We start from the raw sequence: 19992 nt of genomic DNA on the forward strand, positions 1-19992 counted from the left end.
AGGCCGGTGAACGCCGTCGGTCGGGATGCGAAAGATCCTGCGCTGGAACGTGTTCCGATTCCACCGGCGGAGGTCGCCAAGGGGATCCTGCACCCCCGTACGCAGGCTCGGCACCGGCGGCTGACCAGGGTGCCCGCGAGTGCGCAGATGTCCCGGTTCGTGGAGTGGTACTGGGAGGTGCGGTGGGATCTGCGCGGTTGTCCGCCGTTCGTGGCCGAGGTGCTGCCGTTCCCGAGCGTCAATCTGACCTTCGAACGCACGACCGCGAGCACCGGCGGTTTCGTCAACGGCGTGTGCACCACCAAGTTCACCCGCGAACTGGCCGAGGAGGGCGAGGCCTTCGCGGTGAAGTTCCGGCCCGGCGGTTTCGGCGCGTTCACCGGGCTCGATGTGGCCTCGTTCCGAGATTCCGCGATCGACCTCATCGAGGTGCTGCCGCAGGCGCAGGGGTTGACCGAGCGGGTGCTCGCCGTGCCCACCGCCGAGCGGCGGCGTGACGTGGTCGAGGATTTCTTCGCCGAACAGGCGCGTACGGCCGTCGTCGACGACAACTATCGGCTGCTGCTGCGGATGATCGCAGCCATGGAGTCCGACCGCGATCTACTCCGCGTCGATCAGGTCGCCGAACGTTTCGGTGTGCCGATCCGCACCCTGCAACGCTTGTTCCGGCGTTATGTCGGCGCGAATCCGAAGTGGGTGCTGCGCCGCTATCGTCTGCAGGACGGTGCGCAGCTGCTCGCCGACGGCCGCACCGAGGATCTCGCGGCCCTGGCGTTGGACCTCGGCTACTTCGATCAGGCCCACTTCTCCCGCGAGTTCGCCCTGGAGGTGGGAATGGCGCCCCTGGAATACGCGCGATCGGCGGATTGACTGTCGCGCGACGCATTTGTGCAGGACGGCGAAACTTTGGTGCAATTCACGACAATTACCCGGGATTTCCGGGCGAACTACCAGCTGCCGTGGTGAAGCAGGTAAATGCTGTTCACTCCTGGCCCGGAACCGCGGTCGCCGGACATACCCACGGCAGGGCCCCGATGGCGCGCCGAGCAGCGCAACTGTGATGAGAATCCCAGGGCCGCAAGACCGTTCGCGATTGCGGCGTACGTCGCCGCGACGGTCGGAGATGTCCGGATCCGCGCTGGTAGTTAGGGTCCTCGCGGAAGGTCCCGGCGAATGTGTGGCATGCGCTACACAGCGTGCGGATGTGATGTGATGCAATTTCGGATTTTTCCGACTCGGTAGCGGTTATGGTCTAGCGCAGTTGCCGCGCGGCGCCCGCAGTCGCGGACGTCATGCGCCGGCATCCGACCACTTGTACGTTTGGAGGAAAGATGACCACCGCCTACCGGTCCATTGTCGTCGGTACCGATGGCTCGGACTCGTCGTACGTCGCCGTCGAGAAGGCCGCTGCCCTGGCCGGGGCCTCGGGCGCGACCCTGTATGTCGCCTGTGCCTACTACCCGACCGACGACCGCGACGTGGCCGCCGCGAGCGATGTGCTCAAGGACGAGGCCTACCAGGTCCACGGCTCGGCGCCCACGAACGAGATCCTGCGCGTCGCACGGGACAAGGCCCACGCGGCGGGCGCCACCGACGTGCAGGAGAAGGCGATCGTCGGCGAGCCCGTCGAATCGCTGCTGGATCTGGTGAAACAGGTGCAGGCCGACCTGCTGGTCGTCGGTAACCGTGGCCTGAACACCCTCGCCGGTCGTCTGCTCGGCTCGGTGCCCTCGGACGTCGCCCGCAAGTCCCGCTCGGACGTCTTGATCGTCCACACCGTGCGATGAGGTAGCAGATCCTCACCCGCGCGGCGCTGTCGCAACAGAGCGGCCGTGAGCAGTTCCGTACTGCTCACGGCCGCTCTGGTCTGTTCAGCCCAATGCGCCCAGTACTTCCGGTAGTTCGCCGGAGTAGACCACCGACAGGCGCTGGGTGGCTCGGGTGAGGGCTACGTAGAGGTCGTTGAGGCCCCGGGGGGATTCGTCGAGGATGTCCTGGGGTTCGACCAGGATCACCGTGTCGAACTCGAGGCCCTTCACCTCGGTGACGGTCAGGACGCGGACCGAGTCGCTCGCCAGGTCGGTGTAGTCGCCGAGGATGGCGTGGGGGGCCAGGACCGCGGTGGTGCCAGGACGGTCGGCCTCGGCGGCCACCAGTTCGGCGACCGTGGCGACCGATTCGCTGGGGGAGATGTGCCGGGCCTCGGGCGGACAGCCCGATTCGCGGACCGAGCGGGGTACGGTCACCTGCGGATCGATCGCCGCGAGCACGTCCGCGGCCACGGCCATGATTTCCGCGGGAGTGCGGTAGTTGACGGTCAGTTCGGTGAGCTTCCAGCGTTGGGCGACATAGGGTTCCAGCATCTGCTGCCAGGACGACGCACCGGCCGGATCGCCGGTCTGCGCGACGTCGCCCACGATGGTGACCCAGCGATTCGGGATGCGCCGCATCACCATTCGCCACGCCATCTCCGAAAGTTCTTGTGCCTCATCGACGATGACGTGCCCGTACGTCCAGGTGCGATCCCCAGCGGCGCGTTCGGCGGTGGTCTGGTGGGTGCGCACGTTCTGCCGCTCGGCCAGCTGCGAGGCGTCGATCAGGTCGTAGGCCATCAGGATCTCCGGGTCGAGATCGTCCTCCAGATCCTGCGGGGCGGAACCGGTCAGGATGTCCAGCGCGTCCTGGGCCTCGGCCAGCTGGGCGCGCCAGCGACGCCGGGAACGTTCGCGCTCCTCCGCGTCGTCGACGCCGAGGAGTTCGGCGAGTTCGTCCAGCAGCGGTGTGTCGGCCGCGCTGAAATTACCGTCGTCGGGACGGAACAGCTCCTTGCGATCCTCGGGCGAGAATCCGCCGGCGGCGCGAGCCAGGCGCGCCGGATCGGCCCACAGACCGGCCAGCACCTCCTGCGGTGTCAGGATCGGCCACAGCCCGGCGATGGCGCGCTGGATCTCGGCGTCCGCGCGCATCTCGTCGCGGATCTCGGTCAGATCCGCCTGGCTCAGCAGATTCTGGCCACCGGTGAGGTCCTTGCCCATGGTCTGGGCGAGCTGATCGGTGAGTGCGTCCACCACCGAGGCGGCGAAGACCGGCCGGGCCAGATTGTGCGGCCGGCGCGAGGAACGCGCCCGTCCGCGCGCCTTGCTGACGATCTTGCGGTCCAGGATGACCTCGTACCCGTCGAAGGTCAGCCGGATGGGCTCGGGCGGCGTCTGCTGCCAGTCGCGCACACCCTTCTTCAGTACGTCGATCATCCCCAGCGAACCCTTCAGCTCGCCCGCGCGCAGCGAATCCTCCAGTCTCGCTTGCACTCCCGGATACAGGTTGCCGATCGTGGACAGCAGCACCCCGGTCTCGCCCAGCGAGGGCAGCACCTGACCGATGTAGTCCAGGAAGGTCGAATTCGGGCCGATGATCAGTACACCGGCCTTGTCCAGCTGTTTGCGGTAGGTGTACAGCAGATATGCCGCGCGGTGCAGTGCGACGGCCGTCTTACCCGTACCCGGACCGCCCTGCACCACCAGCACGCTCTTGTGCTCGGAGCGGATGATCGCGTCCTGCTGACTCTGGATGGTCTCCACGATGTCGCTCATCTGGCCGGTGCGCGCCGCGTTCAACGCGGCCAGCAGGGCGCTCTCGCTGCCGACTCCGGCATCGGACTCGATCGCGCCCTCCGCCTGCGCCAGATCCAGGTCCAGGTATTCGTCGGTCACCGTGGTGATCCGGCGATTGCGGGAGCGAATGTGCCGACGCCGGGTGACGCCGTCCGGAGTGGCGGTCGTGGCCAGGTAGAACGGCCGCGCCAGCGGGGCGCGCCAGTCCAGCAGCAGGGTGGCGTAGTCGTCGTCCTCGTCGAGAATGCCGAGTCGCCCGATATAGCGCTGTTCCGCGTCGCCGTCCACGCCCGCCGACAGATCGATCCGGCCGAAGCACAGCCCGTGCTCGGCGGCGTCGTATTTGGCCAGGTCCTCGCTGTACAGCTGGGTGAACGATTCGCGTTCACTGCGGGCCTGCGGGGTGCCGCCGGTCTCCAGCAGCACCGTGCGCAAACGTCGCTGCGCGTACTCGCGCATCGCGTCCAGACGCTCGTACAGCGTTGTCAGATTGGTCTGTTCGCGTGCCAGTTCGGCGGCGTGGCCGGTCGCCGGGAGATCCTCGGTGAGGCGGTCGGGCAAGACGGAACTCCTTGTCACCACGGTCGGCCGGGCGAGGCCGCATTCGAAGGGAAAACGGAGTTGTCGAGTCTAGTTGGCCTCGGGGTGACTCGCTGTAACCGCAGGTGAACGCCAGTTCACGAGGCGTGGGTATTGTTCGGTCGGCGAATCGAGCCCGGACCCTCGTGATGTGCGGCAGGTTTGGCCTGGTACATCGCGACGTCGGCGTCGTGCAGCACGGCCTCGGGAGTGCGGGTATCGCCCGGATGCAGCGGCGTGACCCCGATCGATGCGTCGACGTGGATGCGGTGTCCGCGCGCGATGATCGGTTCGGCCATCGCCTGGCGCAGGCGCGTGACCAGGCCGTCCAGATCCACCGGCAACGTGCCGCCGGACAGCAGCACCAGGAATTCGTCACCGCCGATGCGACCGACCACGTCGTCCTGGCGCAGGCTGCGTTGCAGGCGCTGGGCCACGATCTGCAGGACGGTATCGCCGATGGCGTGGCCGAGGGTGTCGTTGATGGACTTGAATCCGTCCAGATCGATGAACAGCACCGTCGAGACCGGCAGATCCTCGCTGGTGCCCAACGCCCCGGCCAGCCGGGACAGCACCAGCGACCGATTCGCCAGACCGGTCAGCGGATCGTGGGTGGCCTGATACTCCAGCTGTCTGCGGCTGGCACGGAATTCGGTGATGTCGTTGAAGGAGGAGACGGCGGGCGATTCCGGATCACCGGGATTGAGCAGCCGCGACGAACCGGACAGCCAGCGGCGCTGCCCGTCGGCGCGGTCGACGCCGAAGACGTATCGTGCGATCGTCTCGCCGGTGGCGAGGGTGCGCGCGACCGGATGCCGGCTCGCCGAGAGCGGCTGCCCGTTGGGATCCAACAGCGCCAGCGGCAGCGCTGCGATCGCGGTGCCGACCAGATCCCCGCCCGCGTGACCGAAGATCCGCAGCGCGGCCGGATTGATCGATTCGATACATCCGCCCCGGTCGATCACCACCACACCCTCCTCCAGTTGCGAGACGACCGTGGTGAAGTGCTGTTCGGCGCGACGCTGGGCGTCCTCGGCCCGGCGCTGGGCGGTGAGGTCGTGGATGACCACCTGATGGGCGCGGCGCTTCTGCCAGATGGTCAGCACCGAGACGGTCTCCACGTCGACCGTGCCTCCGTCGAGCCGGATCAGGGCCATCTCGGCGGGTTCGGAGGCGTCTCCGGTGGCGTTGAGGCGGGCGATCCGCGCGAGCATCGGCCCGATGTCGCGCGGTGCGACGAACTGCGTCACCGGGCGGCCGAGAATATCCCGGACCGCATTCGCGCCAAGTAACCGAACAATTGCTGGATTGGCGTAAACGAGTTTGCCGCCCTCATGCACGACAACACCGTCCGGGCTGTGATCGACCAGCGACCGGTACCTTTGTGCCAATTGCTCGGCGTCTACCGCGCCGTCGCCTTTCTCGTCGCTCATGTCAGCCACGCGTACCCCCTGATCAAAGACTATCTATGTCAATTTCAGCATGGGATCATCCTGCTGTCGGCGTGTGGAAGATCGCAGCGCCGACGTTGTCGGATCGGTCACAGTTCGAGCACTTGTTCGAGCATTGATCGGACATTGGTACGGCAAAGGGTTTGCTCAGCGATGGCGGAGTATTCGCTATTCTGCTCGAACCGGTGAAGGAGCGAGGCGATGCCAGGCTGTAACCCGAGACACCAAGATCATATGACGATTGCCGGAATCGGCGTCGTCTCCGGTTACGGCTGGGGTCGTGAGGCCTTGTGGCGTGGTTTGCTCAGCGCGAAGTCCGCCGCTCGGCTCCATCCAGGGTACGGGGCCGGGCGTGATGAGCGCGCCTGGGTTGCCCTGATTCCCGAGGGCGGCGATGCCGAGGTCGGTGCGAGTCGCTACGGGCGGGCCGTGCAGGATGCCGCTCGGGAGGCGATCGACGATGCCCGCGCCCGCGGCTGGCGGCCGGGCCGCACCGTCGGGATCCTGCATTCGATCGTGCTCGGCGACGTCCGCAACTGGCGGGACTTCTATCTGGTGGACGAGGGACATCGCCGTTCACGCGGATTCATGTCGCTGCTGCCCTCGACGCCGATCGCGATGCTGGCGCAGGAGTTCGGTTTCCACGGCCCGTCGATGGACGTCTCGGCCGCCTGCAGTTCGGCGAACGTCGCCCTGATCACCGCGCAGTTGTGGCTCAACCAGGGCATGGCCGACGACGTGCTGTGCGTGAACACCGATCTGTCGGCGAGCCCCGAACTGCTCGAGCACATGGTCGGGCTGGGCGCGGCGGTCGGCGATGCCGAACCGCTCGATGCCTGCCGCCCGTTCCAGCAGGGCAGCCGCGGTTTCAGCATGGGGGAGGCGTCCACGGCCTTCGTACTCACCCGCGATGCCGAGCGGCCGTACGCCCGGGTGCTGGGCGGTGCGATGTCCAACGACGGCTATCACGTGGTGTCGGTCGATCCGTCCCACGAGCAGATCCTCGACTGTGTCCGCCGGGCGCTGGACGTGTCCGGGGTACGACCCGATCAGGTCCGCTACTACAACGCGCACGGCCCCGGCACCCGCCAGTGCGACGAAGCCGAAACAGACGTTCTGGCAACGATTTTCGATGATCGTCCGGCGCTGTACTCGATCAAGCCGCTGACCGGTCACTGCCAGGGCGCGGCGGCCGGGGTCGAGGTCGCGGTGGCCGCGCTGGCCTACGAGCGCGGGGTCGTACCGGCCCCGCCGATCGTCGCGCCCGCGCATCCGCGCCTGCTGGACGGGCCGACCGAGTGCACCGGCGGGGTCACCGTCAAGACGTCGCTGGGTATGGGCGGGCACAATTCGGTGATCGTCCTGGGCTCGATCTGAGGGCAAGTAGGCTGGGGTGGATCGGTCGCGGGAGTGGCGGTGTTCGCCGCGGATGACCGAAATCCCCTGGTCCGGGCGCCTGATGTGCGCTGCTCGACGAAACTTGTCGGTGGGTGTGCCTAGCATGGCGGCCGGGGTGCCAGTGGACGCCGGAATACGAATGGGAAGGGACGACCTGTGGCGGATCGCCTGACGGTGCGCGGAGCGCGGGAGCACAATCTCAAAGGGGTCGATATCGACCTGCCGCGCGACAGTCTCATCGTCTTCACGGGATTGTCCGGATCGGGTAAGTCGAGCCTCGCGTTCGACACCATCTTCGCGGAGGGGCAGCGTCGTTACGTCGAGTCGCTGTCGGCGTACGCGCGCCAGTTCCTCGGCCAGATGGACAAGCCCGATGTGGACTTCATCGAGGGCCTCTCGCCCGCGGTCTCGATCGACCAGAAGTCGACCAACCGCAATCCGCGTTCCACGGTCGGCACCATCACCGAGGTGCACGACTATCTGCGTCTGCTCTACGCGCGCGCGGGCACCCCGCACTGCCCGGTCTGCGGTGAGCTGATCGCCAAGCAGACCCCGCAGCAGATCGTCGATCAGGTGCTCGCCATGGAGGAGGGCATTCGGTTCCAGGTGCTGGCCCCGGTGGTGCGCACCCGCAAGGGCGAATTCGTCGACCTGTTCGATCAGCTGAATTCCCAGGGCTATTCGCGCGTTCGCGTGGACGGGGTGGTGCATTCGCTCACCGACCCGCCCAAGCTGAAGAAGCAGGAGAAGCACGATATCGAGGTGGTCATCGACCGCCTGGCGGTGAAGCCGAGTTCCAAACAGCGCCTGACCGATTCGATCGAGACGGCGCTGCGCCTGGCCGACGGCATCGTGGTACTCGATTTCGTCGATCGCGATGAGCACGCGCACGATCGTGAGCGCCGCTTCTCCGAGAAGCTCGCCTGCCCCAACGCGCATCCGCTGGACATCGAGGATCTCGAGCCCCGCTCGTTCTCGTTCAACTCGCCCTACGGCGCCTGCCCGGACTGCACGGGCCTGGGCATCCGCAAGGAGGTCGACCCGGATCTGGTCGTGCCCGATGCCGAGCTCAGTCTGAACGACGGCGCCATCGCGCCCTGGTCGCGCGGCCAGACCGCCGAATACTTCACCCGCCTGCTCTCGGGTCTGGCCGAGGCCATCGGCTTTTCCATGGACACCCCGTGGCATCAGCTGCCGGTGCGGGCACGCAAGGCGGTGCTCGAGGGCAGTTCCGATCAGGTCCACGTCTCCTACACCAACCGGTACGGCCGCAAGCGCTCGTACTACGCCGATTTCGAAGGCGTGATGCCGTTCCTGCAGCGTCGGCTCGAGAACACCGAGTCCGAGCAGATGAAGGAGCATTACGACGGCTACATGCGCGACGTGCCGTGCCCGGTGTGCAACGGCGCCCGCCTCCGGCCCGAAATCCTCGCTGTCACAATGGATTCCGGCGAAGGTCGCCGGTCCATCGCCGAGGTGTCGGATCTGTCCATCCGGGACTGCGCGAAATTCCTTCACGGCCTGCGGCTGGGGGAGCGCGAGGCCGCGATCGCCGGACAGGTGCTCAAGGAGATCCAGGCGCGCCTGGGCTTCCTGCTGGACGTCGGCCTGGAATATCTGACGCTCTCGCGGGCCGCGGCGACTCTGTCCGGCGGTGAGGCGCAACGCATCCGGCTGGCCACTCAGATCGGCTCGGGTCTGGTCGGCGTGCTGTACGTACTGGACGAGCCCTCGATCGGCCTGCATCAGCGCGACAACCGCCGCCTCATCGAAACCCTCACGCGGCTACGGGATCTGGGCAATACCCTGATCGTCGTCGAACACGACGAGGACACCATCCACGCCTCGGACTGGGTGGTCGACATCGGCCCGCTGGCCGGCGAGCACGGCGGCCAGGTGGTCTACAGCGGCCCCTATCCCGGCCTGCTGAGTGATTCGAACTCCCTCACCGGCGCCTACCTGTCCGGCCGGGAGCAGATCGAAGTGCCGCTGGTACGACGTCCGGTGAACAAGAAGAAGCAGCTCACCGTCGTCGGCGCGACCGAGCACAACCTGCGCGGTATCGAGGTGAACTTCCCGCTGGGCGTGCTGACCTCGGTGACGGGCGTATCCGGATCCGGTAAGTCCACCCTGGTCAACGACATCCTGGCGACGGTTCTGGCAAACAAGCTCAACGGCGCTCGCCAGGTGCCCGGCAGGCACACCCGCGTCAACGGGCTGGATCACCTGGACAAGCTGGTTCAGGTCGACCAGTCGCCGATCGGTCGCACCCCGCGCTCGAATCCGGCCACCTACACCGGAGTGTTCGACAAGATCCGCACGCTGTTCGCCGCGACCACCGAGGCCAAGGTGCGCGGCTATCAGCCGGGCCGGTTCTCGTTCAACGTCAAGGGCGGGCGCTGCGAGGCGTGCTCGGGTGACGGCACCTTGAAGATCGAGATGAACTTCCTGCCCGACGTCTACGTCCCGTGCGAGGTGTGCCACGGTGCGCGCTACAACCGGGAAACGCTCGAGGTGCACTACAAGGGCAAGACCATCGCCGAGGTGCTCGATATGCCGATCGAGGAGGCCGCGGAATTCTTCGAGCCGGTTACCTCGATCCACCGGTATCTGAAGACGCTGGTCGACGTCGGGCTGGGATATGTCCGCCTGGGCCAGAGCGCCCCGACGCTGTCCGGCGGCGAGGCCCAGCGCGTGAAGCTGTCCGCCGAATTGCAGAAGCGTTCCACCGGCCGCACGGTCTACATCCTGGACGAGCCGACTACGGGCCTGCACTTCGAGGACATCCGCAAACTGTTGAAGGTGATCAACGGCCTGGTCGACAAGGGCAACACCGTCATCGTCATCGAACACAACCTGGACGTCATCAAGACCTCCGACTGGGTGATCGATATGGGCCCCGAAGGCGGTTCGGGCGGCGGCACCGTCGTCGCCGAGGGCACCCCGGAAGAGGTTGCGGCCGTTGCCGACAGCTACACCGGGCAATTCCTGAAGGAGACGCTGGCCCTCCCCGCGCCGAAGTCACCGGCGCGCAAGGCGGTGTCGAAAAAGCCTGCCGCAGCGAAGAAGTCGTCGGCCGCGGCGAAGAAGCCCGCGGACAAGGATCCGAAGAAGGCCGCCGCGGCCCGGCGCAGGGCAGCCGCGTTGCGCTGAGCGTCCGCGCTCCCGGGGCGGTCATGTCGGGCCGCCCCGGCGCGAACTCCTACCAGGGGTTCCAGGTGTCGCCGGGCCCGGTCCCGGCAGCACCGAGATGCCGCCGCGCCTGGCGGCGCTTGTAGAACACTTCCTCCACCGACATGGTCGGCGCGGCCTCGGTGATCGCGGCCAGCCGGGCATCGAGGTGGTGTTCGTGGATGTGCCACTGCAATCCGGCCCGTCGTTCGGCCGACAGTGCGGCCCAGGCCGTGCCGAACCGATGCTGCACGGCCGGATCGGCGATCGCGATGAGTTGCAGCAGCATCGGCCAGCCGTCGGATTCGGTGGCCCGCATCGGCAGATCCACCACGTTCGCATCCGGCAGTTCGGACAGCAGCCGCACGGTCCGCTGCTGGATCTCGGTGCTGGTCCGTGCCGCCAGTGCGAAGAAGCCGCGCCAGTAGTTCGGTTCGGTGCGGCCGCTGAGTGAGGCGACGATCGCCGCCATCACGCCCTGATCGCCGAATACCGGATTGCCGGCCATTCGCCCCAGTGCCTGGCGGCTCAGATTGCCGGTGAAGGTCAGCATGTCCGGGACCGAGCCGATCCGGATCGCGTTGGTGACCAGATTCCCGATGGCCGGCGGTGATCCGACCGAGAACAGGATCTCGCCCACGGCGCGGATGAGCTCCGGCTCGCATCGCGCGAAGATCGACAGTCCCGCGCGCTGCAGTTCGGGCGATCCCGCCAGAACCGTGCGGACCAGTCGCGGAACCCGTTGCGACGGACCGGAAAGCAGCTGCCGCACGATGGCGCTGACGGCCTCGGGGGAGTAGGCGTACGCGGTCGCGTGGATCAGGCCCTCGTCGTCGCGCGCACCCAGTTCGAGCGCCTCGATCAACGTCGGCGTCGCATAGTCCAGGAACGGCCCGACCGTGATGTAGTCGCCGCGACGCAGAATCTCGTTGACGACCTGGACCAGCGGCTCGGGCGGCACCCCGTCGGCCAGGTGCCCGACGGTGACCGGATCGATGTAGGGCACACAGTCCGTGGCGTACGACGTGCCCAGCAGGGCGACCGTCTCCGCGGCCTTCTTCGGGTGGTCGGCGCCGACGGCTCCCGCGGCGCGGCCGGTCATGGCCGGCGGCACGATGCGCTGGATCAGCGGCATCGAGACGCTCAATGGGATGAACGGTACGAGTCGGCTGATGCGCCGGAAGGTTTCGCCGTGGTCGTCGAAGATGACGCGGGACATCCGTTCCTGGAGCTCGTGCAGCCGGTCCGGTCCGAGCCGTTCCAGATGCGTGAGCCGCTCCGGCGGTACGTGCAGGGTGCGAGCCAAGAGAACGATCTGAGCGCGAGTTACCAGATTGGTCATTGTCCGGCGATGTCTCCGAACATGATTCGCTTGGTCACGCCGCGGAACGGCTTGGGCAGCACGCCGACCATATCGTCGATTGCCGCGTTCAGCGCTTTGGTCTCGGTCCGGCGTGCGTTGCGGAACAGGCCCAACAGGTCGGCCGCCTCTTGTTCGGACAGGACGTCCAAAGCCGCGACGTGACTGTCCAATTCCGCCGCGAGATCGGTTCTGGCACTCATATTTCTCCTGATTTACGCGTTGGGCCCGGGATTACCCATGTACGCGCACACGAATCATAGGAGTACCAACCACTTTCGTTGTCGGAAATCATCTCGCCCGGCGTGATAGTGGTCACTGCCCGGTTCAGTAGACCGGGCCGGTGTACTTCTCACCCGGCCCTGTGCCCGGCTCGTCGGGGTGTGCGGAGGATTCGCGGAATGCGCGCTGCAGCGACTGCAATCCCTCGCGCAGGGGACCGGCGTGCGGGCCGAGGTATTCCACCGAGGACGTGATCAGACCGGCGAGGGCGGTGATCACCCGGCGGGCCTCGTCCAGGTCGCGGCGGGGGCTGGTGTCCGGATCCGGATCGGCCAGGCCGAGCTTCTCGGCGGCCGAGCTCATCAGCATGACCGCGGCCCGGCTGATCACCTCGACGGCGGGGATGTCGGCCAGTTCGCGCACATCCGGTTCGATCGGGGCGGCGTCGTTCATGTCCGGTAGCATCCCACTTTCCACGGCGTCGCAGGTCACGGGGACGCCGATTGTGAGTTCGCGGCCCCGTGATGCTATGGTGTACGGCAACGACCGTCCCTACCTGTGCTTTTCCGGCCCGAATGGCCGGATCACACGGTAAAGGGGCAGTAAGTGGAGCCCGACTCCCACCGCCTGCCGGCCGACACGCCAGGCAAAGCGGTCCGGTCACTCATCGTGATGGATGAGTTTCCGTGTATTGGTTTTCCCAGTACACGGCCGATGCGACGAGTGTGTGCATCGATGGCCGGTCGACATCGGGCCCCGTGACGGTGAAATACCGTGACGGGGCTTTCGTGTTGGATATGGGGTTGCCATTACAGCGCGGTCGTTGGACGACACCGCTTGACCTAGGAGGCCCCATCAGCACTGAGACCCGCATCAACGATCGCATCCGCGTACCCGAGGTCCGCCTCATCGGACCCGGTGGCGAGCAGGTTGGGATCGTGCGTGTTGAAGATGCACTGCGCGTCGCCATGGAGGCAGATCTCGACCTGGTCGAGGTCGCGCCCGACGCGCGTCCGCCGGTGTGCAAGATCATGGACTACGGCAAGTTCAAGTACGAGACCGCGCAGAAGGCGCGCGAGTCCCGGAAGAACCAGGTCCAGACTGTGATCAAGGAGCAGAAGCTCCGCCCGAAGATCGACGACCACGATTACGCGACCAAGCGCGGCCACGTGATGCGCTTCCTCGAAGCCGGGTCGAAGGTCAAGGTCACCATCATGTTCCGCGGTCGCGAGCAGTCGCGACCCGAGCTCGGGTTCCGGCTGTTGCAGCGTCTGGCTGCCGATGTGGCCGATCTGGGTTTCGTGGAGACGTCGGCCAAGCAGGACGGCCGGAATATGACGATGGTCCTCGCGCCGCACAAGGGCGCGAAGACGCGGGCCAAGGCTCAGCAGACGGTTTCTCAGCAGTCGAACGCTCAGCAGCAGCGTCCGGCACCGGAGACCGCGGCGGCCGCGCCCGAGGCGCAAGCGGCGAACCCGCAGTAGAACCGATACAGCTCCGGTGGCAGCGCTAGTTTGCCGCTGCCACCGGCATGAGACAGAACTGAGGAATCCATGCCGAAGATGAAGAGCCACAGCGGCGCCTCGAAGCGATTCAAGGTGTCCGGTCGCGGCAAGCTGCTGCGCCAGCAGGCCAACCGGCGCCACCTGCTCGAGCACAAGTCCAGCCGCCGGACTCGTCGTCTGGATGGCACGGAGGCCGTCGCGCCCGCCGACGTCCGTCGCGTCAAGAAGCTGCTCGGTATCTGAGTCAGCCTCGCGATCCGTTTTCTCGGACGCCAACAACCGACCACCTCCGGGCGCCGTGAGCGCCCCACGATCTAACAAGGACTGACCAGTGGCACGCGTCAAAAGGGCCGTCAACGCTCAGAAGAAGCGCCGTTCCGTTCTCGAGGCTTCCAAGGGTTACCGCGGGCAGCGTTCGCGCCTGTACCGCAAGGCCAAGGAACAGCAGCTGCACTCGCTCACCTACGCCTACCGCGACCGGCGCGCGCGCAAGGGTGACTTCCGCAAGCTGTGGATCGCGCGAATCAATGCGGCGGCGCGGCTGAACGACATCACCTACAACCGCTTCATCCAGGGCCTCAAGGCCGCGGGTGTCGAGGTCGACCGCAAGATCCTGGCCGAGCTGGCCGTCTCCGACGCCGAGGCCTTCGCCGGCCTGGTCGCGGTGGCCAAGGCCGCGCTGCCCGAGGACGTCAACGCCCCGGCCGCCTGATTCGGCAACCGGCACTTGACCACTCAGCATCGGGAACGACCCGTGGACGCGCTCTCCGAGCGCAATCCGCGGGTCGTTTCCGCTGTCAAGCTGCATCGCGGCGCACACCGCCGCAAGACCGGGCTGTTCCTCGCCGAGGGCGCGAATTCGGTTGCCGCAGCGCTGGATACCGACCGGATCGAGGAGTTGTTCTACTCGCCTCGGGCCGCCGAACGTGAACACGAGTTGGTGGCCGGAGCCGCCGCCACCGGGGTGCGGACCACACTGGTGAGTGAGCGCGCCGCCGAACTGCTCGGCGAGACGGTCACTTCGCCCGGTCTGGTCGCGGTCTGCCGTCAGGTGGATGTGCCGCTGGCGCAGGTGCTTTCGCCGGGTGTGGCGAGCGGGTCGGCGGAGAGCGGACGGTCGGCGCGGGGAGTGGACGGTACGCCCCCCGATGTCACGCCGACGCCCCGGCCCTCGATGCTCGCGGTGCCCGTCGAGATTTCCGATCCGGGGAACGCGGGCACCCTGATCCGCGTCGCGGACGCCGTCGGCGCGAACGGCGTGGTCCTGGCCGGTGATTCGGTCGACCCGCACAACGGCAAATGCGTACGAGCCTGCGCCGGAAGCCTTTTCCACGTCCCGCTGGCCCGCGAACGCGATATCGACGCGGTCCTGGGCGGACTGTCCGAAGCCGGAATCACCGTCCTGGCCACCACGGCTCGCGGCGAGATCGACCTCGACGACGCCGAACATATCCTTTCCGGCCCGGTGGCCTGGCTGTTCGGCAACGAGGCGCACGGCCTCGACCCCGTCGTGGCCGCCCGCGCCGACCACCGCATCCGCATCCCCATCCATGGCCGCGCCGAAAGCCTGAATCTTGCTGCCGCAGCTGCCATCTGCCTCTACGCAGGCGCGCGAGTCCAGCACCGCTGACCGATCGTCGTCGGCCGGACTGCGGGGCAACTGGTTCGGATGCTCAGACCGAGATTTCGTAGTCGAGTGCGGCTCTGGTTCGCACGGTGCATATTCCGGAAAACCCGGGCGAAACCGGCGGGTGCCCTACACTGCGCGGGGTGCGTTTTCGACGGTTGCTGATCATGTTTCTGTTTGGCGCGCCCGCCGTGGTGGGGGTTGTCGGGTGCACTGTGTCCGGGGGTGGTGCTACCAGTCGGTGTCAGGTCGACGGGTGTGTGATCACGTTCGACCGGGGGGTGAGCGCCAAGGCGAGTGTGTTGGGGGTGGATGCGAAACTTGTTGCGGTCAATGGGGATACGGCGGTGTTGTCGGTGGCGGGGCAGGAGGTTTCGGTGCCGGTCGGGCAGACGCGGTCGACTTCGGGTGTGGGGGTGACCGTGCAGCAGGTTACCGAGGACAAGGTTGTGGTTCGGGTGTCCAGCGGGATCTCCGACGGGAAATGAGCGATTCGGCACGCGAAATCCGGTCGGCCCGTGCGTGATTGCGCAGGAGCCGACCGGATCGGTGTGGGGTGCGGGTCAGTTCTCGAAGTAGTAGGGCTGGGCCAGGTCCTCGAGGAGGGTGGGGTGGGTCGGCGCCCAGCCGAGTAGTTCGCGGGTGGGGCCGCTGTCGCCGGTGATGCTCGTGCCCCACATGGCGGCCAGCCAGCCGAAGTGGTCGGTGGCCTTCTCGCTGGGGATGGAGACGGCGGGGATGTCGAGTTTGCGGGCGATGGCCTCGGCGATGTCGCGGGTCGGGATGCCCGGTTCGGCGAGTGCGTGCACGACGGTTCCGGCGGGGGCCTTCTCCACCGCGAGGAGGGCCAGGTGTGCGGCGTCGAGCCGGTGGGTCGCGGGCCAGGTGTGCGCGCCGTCGTCGATGTAGCCGGAAACGCCCTTCTCCCTGGCGGTGTCGACGATGCGGCGGATGAAGCCGTGGTCGCCCGCACCGTGCACGGTGGTCGGGAGTCCGAGCACTACCGAGCGCACGCCCCGTTCGGCCAGTTGGATCGTCGCGGCGGCGGTGGCGTGGCGGATCATCGGGCCGGTGCTGGAGCCGGGCTTGCCGGTGTCGAGCGGGACCAGTCCGGAGGCTATGACCAGCGGGCGGTCCGAGCCCTCGAGTACCTCGCCGAACAGGTCGACTACCTCGCGGTCGATGCGCTGGTTTTCCTCGAACCGGGTGAAATCGTGGATGAAGGCCAGATGTACGACGCCGTCGGCGGCCGTGGCACCCGCCCGCAGGCTGTCCCGATCGTGGAGATCGCCGCGTTGCACCTGGGCGCCCGCAGCGGTCAGGGCAGCGGCCGAGGCGTCCGACCGGGCCAGGCCGATGACGTCGTGACCTGCGGCGATCAGTTCGGGAACAAGTGCGGATCCGACCCATCCGGATGCACCGGTGACGAAGAGACGCATGGAATGAACACCTCCTGTGTAACCGTCCGGGCGTCTGTGACGCCCTCGGGCACTGATGTCAGTTGATGACATCAATCTAACAGTAATGTCAGCCGCTGTCATCATATGAAGTCAGTGGGTGACATCACTTATCATGAACAGATGGCTCGATGGGAACCGGATGCGCGCGGCCGCCTGGCACAGGCGGCGTTGGAGCTGTATCTGGAGCGTGGATTCGATCAGGCGACGGTGGCGGAGATCGCCGAACGGGCCGGGCTCACCGAGCGCACCTTCTTCCGGCACTACGGCGACAAACGCGAGGTGTTGTTCGGCGGGCAGGATGCTCTGCACGAACTCATCTCGAAAATTATTGCTGAACAGCCTGATTCGGCTGCACCGATGGCGGCGATGGGCGCCGCGCTGACGGCGTTCGCCGAACTGCTCGCGCAGCGCCGGGACTTCGCCCGGCAGCGTCAGATCGTGATCGACGCCAACGCCTCGCTCCAGGAACGCGAGCTGATCAAACTCACTTCCCTCGCCGCGACTGCCGCGTCCGCGCTGCGCGAGCGAGGCGTCACCGAGCCCGCCGCCAGCCTGGCCGCCGAGGCCGGGCTCGCGGCATTCCGGATCGCGTTCGCCCGCTGGATCCAGGCCGAGGATCGAGAGCTGACCGAATTCGTCACCGAGGCATTGCAGGTGCTCGAAACGGTCACGGCCGGAAGATGATCGAGGGTCTGCGTGGCGGAAGAGGTTCGGGTGCGGGTTTTCCGGCGGTCCGAGCGACACTCTGCTGATGCAGTACACAGTGATTCCGGGCGCGGCGGATTCGCCCGTGCTGATTCATGTCCCGCACGATTCGCGGATGATTCCGGCGCAGGTGCGCACGCACATCCCGCTGGACGACGTCGAGTTGTCGGCCGAACTGTCCCGGATGACCGACGCGCACACCGCGATGCTGGCAGAACAATCGGCGGCGCGAGCCGAGGTACGGCCGTGGCTGTTCGTGAACGAACTCTCGCGTCTGGTGGTGGATCCCGAACGGTTCCCGGATGAGCGGGAGGAGATGCGTGCGGTCGGCATGGGGGCCGTGTACACCCGGACGTCCCACGGCGCTCGACTCCGGCGGGATGATCCGGAACACGAAAAGGCATTACTTGCACGATATTACGAGCCCTACGCGGCGGCGATGACCCGGGCCGTCGAGAGCCGGGTGTCGGCCACCGACCGGGCGATCATCGTGGACCTGCATTCCTATCCGAGCGTGGCGCTGCCGTACGAACTGCACGGTGCGGGACCGCGCCCGCAGGTCTGTCTGGGGGCGGACTCCTTCCACACTCCGGCCCGGCTGCTCGCCGCTGCCCGGAATGCGTTCGCCGACTTCGAGGTCGAGGTGAATTCGCCGTTCTCCGGCACCTATGTCCCGCTGCGGCATTACGGCCGGAATCCGGACGTCTCGGCGCTGATGGTGGAGATACGTCGCGACACCTACATGGTCGAACCGGGCGGAGATCCGCATGCGGGCTCGTCTGTGCTCGTATCCGCGTTGGCCGGTCTGTTGGATGAGATCAGTTGGGCTGCAAGTTGATTCTCAGCGAGATCGACCGTGGATTCGAGTCTGATGCGACTCGTCGAATTGCGGGGGCGCAGGCGAGGGACGGATCAGGCGCGGCGGGCATTACGGGCGGTGCCGCGATGCGCCGTGACGGTGCCGGGGTCCTCGGGCCAGGAATGTTTGGGGTAGCGGCCGCGCAGGTCGGCACGGACCTGTGGCCAGCCGGTGTGCCAGAAGGAAGCCAGATCGGCGGTGACCGCGACCGGACGTTGGGCCGGTGAGAGCAGGTGCAGCAGGATCGGCGCCCGCCCGTCGGCGAGGCGCGGGGTATCGGTCCAGCCGAAGACCTCCTGCACCTTCACCGCGAGTACCGGCGGATCGGCGGCATAGTCCAGGCGTAACAGGCTGCCGGAGGGCACCTGAATGCGGTCGGGTGCGAGTTCGTCCAGTCGCGCCGCCTCTGGCCAAGGCAGTAGCCGGCGTAGCGCCTGTCCGGCGTCGATGCGCTCGAGATCGGCGCGGCGGCGGGCGGTGGCCAGTTCGGGGCCCAGCCACGCGTCGAGGTCGATGAGCAGGGCCTCGTCGTCGACGCGCGGCCAGGGTGCGCCGAGGGTGCGATGCAGGAAGTCCAGGCGGTTGCGCAGATCGATCGCGTCCGAATTCCAGTGCAGCAGGCCGAGTCCGGTCGACCGGAGCCCGGAATGCACTGCCGCGCTGAGCATGTGCGGGTCGGGATTGCGAAGAGATCGCTCCGACAAGGTGATCGCACCGAGCCGCTCGATCCGCCGAGTGACGACCTCGCCGTCGATCCAGTCCACCTCGTCCTCGCGGGTGCACAGATTCGGCGCGGCCTCGCGGGCCAGTCGCTCGTCGGCGACGGCGGCCGAGCGGATCCGCCCCTCGGCGCGGCCCGGATCACGGGTGGCCACCGCGACCGCGAGCCATTCCGCGTCGCCGAGGCCGGAACCGGGCGGCAACGTCACCGCCGTGCCATTGGCCATGAGATAGCTTGCCGAGCCTGGGCCACGTCGTCGCGCCAGACGTTCCGGATGGGCCAGTGCGACGATCAGCGCCGGATCATCGGCCTGCGTGGGTGACCTGTCTCCGGCGCTGGTCTGTTGGAGGTCGATCTCGCCCGTGAGCCGGGTGAGCCGCTCGACCTCACGCCGCCAGCGACCCGGACGCTCCCGGCGCAGAGTGCGCAGAGCGGCGACGAGATCGATGGCGGGAGTGAGTGTTTCATCGTCGAGCAGCGTGACGACCTCGGCTGCCGGCCGCGCGCCGACCGCGGTCGCACCGTCCAGCAACGCACGGGCCAGCCGTGGATGCAGACCCACCCGGGACAACCCCCGCCCGCGCTCGGTCACCGTGCCGTCCGTGTCCACCGCGCCCAACGCGCGCAACACTTCTCGGCCCGCGGCCAGTCCGCCGGGCGGCGGATCGTCCCACCAGGCCAGGCCGCGCCCGTCAGGCGTGCCCCAGCAGGCCAGTTCCAGGGCCAGCCGGGTCAGGTCCGCGGTGCGGATCTCCGGTTCGGGATAGGCGGGCAGGGTGGAGTGCTCGCGTTCGGGCCAGCAGCGCCACGCCCAGCCGGGAGCCTGCCGCCCGGCGCGACCGGCGCGCTGTTCGGCGACCGCCGCCGAAACCCGAACCGTCGCAAGGCCGGACAGTCCGCGACCGCGATCGATCCGCGGCACCCGCGCGAGTCCGGAATCCACCACCGCGCGCACGCCCGGCACCGTCAGGCTGGATTCGGCGACGGCCGTGGACAGGACGACCCGGCGGCGCGGTCCGGGGCGCAGTGCGGCGTCCTGTCCGGCAGCCGAGAGCCTGCCGTGCAGGACGAGCACGTCGACATCGTGCAGATCGGACAGCAACTGGGCGGTTCGGCGGATCTCGGCCGCACCGGGCAGGAAGACCAATACGTCACCGGAGGTTCCGTCGAGTGCGGCGCGGGTGGCGCGGGCCACCTGCGCCTCGGTTCGTTCGCGCGGCAGTACGGGGAGATAGGCGATATCCACCGGATAGGTCCGCGCCTGCACCTCGAGCACGGGTGCGGGTTCGCCGTCACCGAGCAGCGTCGCGAGCCGATCGGCGG

Annotated in this window: 18 protein-coding genes; 11 read left to right on the forward strand and 7 right to left on the reverse strand. The window is 67.4% G+C overall.

Annotated elements, in window-relative coordinates; genetic code table 11:
• Positions 1-6 precede the first annotated feature (6 nt).
• The gene (locus tag ON40_RS11300; protein WP_245567755.1) at positions 7-870 is read left to right on the forward strand and encodes an AraC family transcriptional regulator; all 864 of its coding nucleotides are present in this window, start codon (positions 7-9) and stop codon (positions 868-870) included.
• 461 nt (positions 871-1331) lie between these two features.
• Positions 1332-1787, forward strand: a complete 456-nt coding sequence (locus ON40_RS11305) for a universal stress protein (RefSeq protein ID WP_040821354.1) — start codon at positions 1332-1334, stop codon at positions 1785-1787.
• 84 nt (positions 1788-1871) lie between these two features.
• On the opposite strand, the gene ON40_RS11310 is transcribed toward ON40_RS11305, so the two are convergent.
• Both ON40_RS11310 and ON40_RS11315 read right to left on the reverse strand, forming a co-directional pair.
• Positions 1872-4172, reverse strand: coding sequence for a HelD family protein (locus ON40_RS11310; protein WP_051192970.1), 2301 nt, complete (start codon positions 4170-4172; stop codon positions 1872-1874).
• Between the two features lie 116 nt (positions 4173-4288).
• Entirely contained in the window at positions 4289-5623 is a 1335-nt protein-coding gene (locus ON40_RS11315) for a diguanylate cyclase domain-containing protein (RefSeq protein ID WP_040821357.1), read from the reverse strand.
• A 252-nt stretch (positions 5624-5875) separates the two neighbouring features.
• Between ON40_RS11315 and ON40_RS11320 the strand changes: the two genes are divergently transcribed.
• The gene (locus ON40_RS11320; protein ID WP_040821360.1) at positions 5876-7018 is read left to right on the forward strand and encodes a beta-ketoacyl synthase N-terminal-like domain-containing protein; all 1143 of its coding nucleotides are present in this window, start codon (positions 5876-5878) and stop codon (positions 7016-7018) included.
• 177 nt (positions 7019-7195) lie between these two features.
• Positions 7196-10192 (forward strand): excinuclease ABC subunit UvrA, encoded by a 2997-nt coding sequence (gene uvrA, locus ON40_RS11325; RefSeq protein WP_040821362.1) that lies wholly within the window; start codon positions 7196-7198, stop codon positions 10190-10192.
• A 49-nt stretch (positions 10193-10241) separates the two neighbouring features.
• On the opposite strand, the gene ON40_RS11330 is transcribed toward uvrA, so the two are convergent.
• The 3 genes from ON40_RS11330 to ON40_RS11340 all read right to left on the reverse strand — a co-directional run bounded on the left by ON40_RS11330 (position 10242) and on the right by ON40_RS11340 (position 12245).
• A complete protein-coding gene (locus ON40_RS11330; protein WP_051192971.1) occupies positions 10242-11552 on the reverse strand; it encodes a hypothetical protein in 1311 nt (436 codons plus the stop codon).
• Positions 11549-11773: a hypothetical protein gene (locus tag ON40_RS11335; RefSeq protein ID WP_040821364.1), complete on the reverse strand. Its 225-nt coding sequence runs from the start codon at positions 11771-11773 to the stop codon at positions 11549-11551. Before ON40_RS11335 ends, ON40_RS11330 begins: the two co-directional genes overlap by 4 nt.
• A gap of 124 nt (positions 11774-11897) precedes the next feature.
• Positions 11898-12245, reverse strand: coding sequence for a DUF1844 domain-containing protein (locus tag ON40_RS11340; RefSeq protein WP_040821554.1), 348 nt, complete (start codon positions 12243-12245; stop codon positions 11898-11900).
• Between the two features lie 344 nt (positions 12246-12589).
• Here ON40_RS11340 and infC point away from each other — a divergent pair, with 344 nt between their 5' ends.
• The 5 genes from infC (at position 12590) to ON40_RS11365 (ending at position 15412) form a co-directional block, all read left to right on the forward strand.
• On the forward strand, positions 12590-13276 hold the full coding sequence (infC, locus tag ON40_RS11345) for a translation initiation factor IF-3 (RefSeq protein ID WP_040821557.1): 687 nt from the start codon (positions 12590-12592) through the stop codon (positions 13274-13276).
• 69 nt (positions 13277-13345) lie between these two features.
• Positions 13346-13540: a 50S ribosomal protein L35 gene (gene rpmI / locus ON40_RS11350; RefSeq protein ID WP_040821367.1), complete on the forward strand. Its 195-nt coding sequence runs from the start codon at positions 13346-13348 to the stop codon at positions 13538-13540.
• An 88-nt stretch (positions 13541-13628) separates the two neighbouring features.
• Positions 13629-14009, forward strand: a complete 381-nt coding sequence (rplT, locus tag ON40_RS11355) for a 50S ribosomal protein L20 (protein WP_025348785.1) — start codon at positions 13629-13631, stop codon at positions 14007-14009.
• Positions 14010-14051: 42 nt separating this feature from the next.
• Complete coding sequence (locus tag ON40_RS11360; RefSeq protein ID WP_040821371.1) at positions 14052-14927, forward strand: TrmH family RNA methyltransferase; 876 nt, start codon at positions 14052-14054, stop codon at positions 14925-14927.
• Between the two features lie 257 nt (positions 14928-15184).
• Positions 15185-15412 (forward strand): hypothetical protein, encoded by a 228-nt coding sequence (locus ON40_RS11365; protein ID WP_245567756.1) that lies wholly within the window; start codon positions 15185-15187, stop codon positions 15410-15412.
• A gap of 75 nt (positions 15413-15487) precedes the next feature.
• Here the strand turns inward: ON40_RS11365 and ON40_RS11370 are convergent, their stop codons facing one another.
• Positions 15488-16363 (reverse strand): SDR family oxidoreductase, encoded by an 876-nt coding sequence (locus tag ON40_RS11370; protein WP_040821376.1) that lies wholly within the window; start codon positions 16361-16363, stop codon positions 15488-15490.
• Positions 16364-16504: 141 nt separating this feature from the next.
• On the opposite strand from ON40_RS11370, the gene ON40_RS11375 reads away from it, so the two are divergent.
• The gene (locus ON40_RS11375; RefSeq protein WP_040821559.1) at positions 16505-17068 is read left to right on the forward strand and encodes a TetR family transcriptional regulator; all 564 of its coding nucleotides are present in this window, start codon (positions 16505-16507) and stop codon (positions 17066-17068) included.
• 67 nt (positions 17069-17135) lie between these two features.
• Entirely contained in the window at positions 17136-17927 is a 792-nt protein-coding gene (locus ON40_RS11380) for an N-formylglutamate amidohydrolase (RefSeq protein WP_040821377.1), read from the forward strand.
• Between the two features lie 74 nt (positions 17928-18001).
• Here the strand turns inward: ON40_RS11380 and hrpB are convergent.
• Positions 18002-19992, reverse strand: a 1991-nt coding sequence (gene hrpB / locus ON40_RS11385; RefSeq protein WP_040821380.1) for an ATP-dependent helicase HrpB, incomplete at its 5' end; no start/stop codon positions are given.

The organism is Nocardia jiangxiensis NBRC 101359 (genome assembly GCF_000308615.1).
Taxonomy (GTDB): domain Bacteria; phylum Actinomycetota; class Actinomycetes; order Mycobacteriales; family Mycobacteriaceae; genus Nocardia; species Nocardia jiangxiensis.

Coding starts and splice junctions, on each gene's coding strand:
- ON40_RS11315 (WP_040821357.1), bottom strand. CDS start 5,623: ATGAGCGACGAGAAAGGCGACGGCGCGGTAGACGCCGAGCAATTGGCA.
- rpmI (WP_040821367.1), top strand. CDS start 13,346: ATGCCGAAGATGAAGAGCCACAGCGGCGCCTCGAAGCGATTCAAGGTG.
- ON40_RS11375 (WP_040821559.1), top strand. CDS start 16,505: ATGGCTCGATGGGAACCGGATGCGCGCGGCCGCCTGGCACAGGCGGCG.
- ON40_RS11380 (WP_040821377.1), top strand. CDS start 17,136: ATGCAGTACACAGTGATTCCGGGCGCGGCGGATTCGCCCGTGCTGATT.
- infC (WP_040821557.1), top strand. CDS start 12,590: ATGGGGTTGCCATTACAGCGCGGTCGTTGGACGACACCGCTTGACCTA.
- ON40_RS11305 (WP_040821354.1), top strand. CDS start 1,332: ATGACCACCGCCTACCGGTCCATTGTCGTCGGTACCGATGGCTCGGAC.
- ON40_RS11340 (WP_040821554.1), bottom strand. CDS start 12,245: ATGAACGACGCCGCCCCGATCGAACCGGATGTGCGCGAACTGGCCGAC.
- ON40_RS11330 (WP_051192971.1), bottom strand. CDS start 11,552: ATGACCAATCTGGTAACTCGCGCTCAGATCGTTCTCTTGGCTCGCACC.
- ON40_RS11335 (WP_040821364.1), bottom strand. CDS start 11,773: ATGAGTGCCAGAACCGATCTCGCGGCGGAATTGGACAGTCACGTCGCG.
- ON40_RS11320 (WP_040821360.1), top strand. CDS start 5,876: ATGACGATTGCCGGAATCGGCGTCGTCTCCGGTTACGGCTGGGGTCGT.
- ON40_RS11370 (WP_040821376.1), bottom strand. CDS start 16,363: ATGCGTCTCTTCGTCACCGGTGCATCCGGATGGGTCGGATCCGCACTT.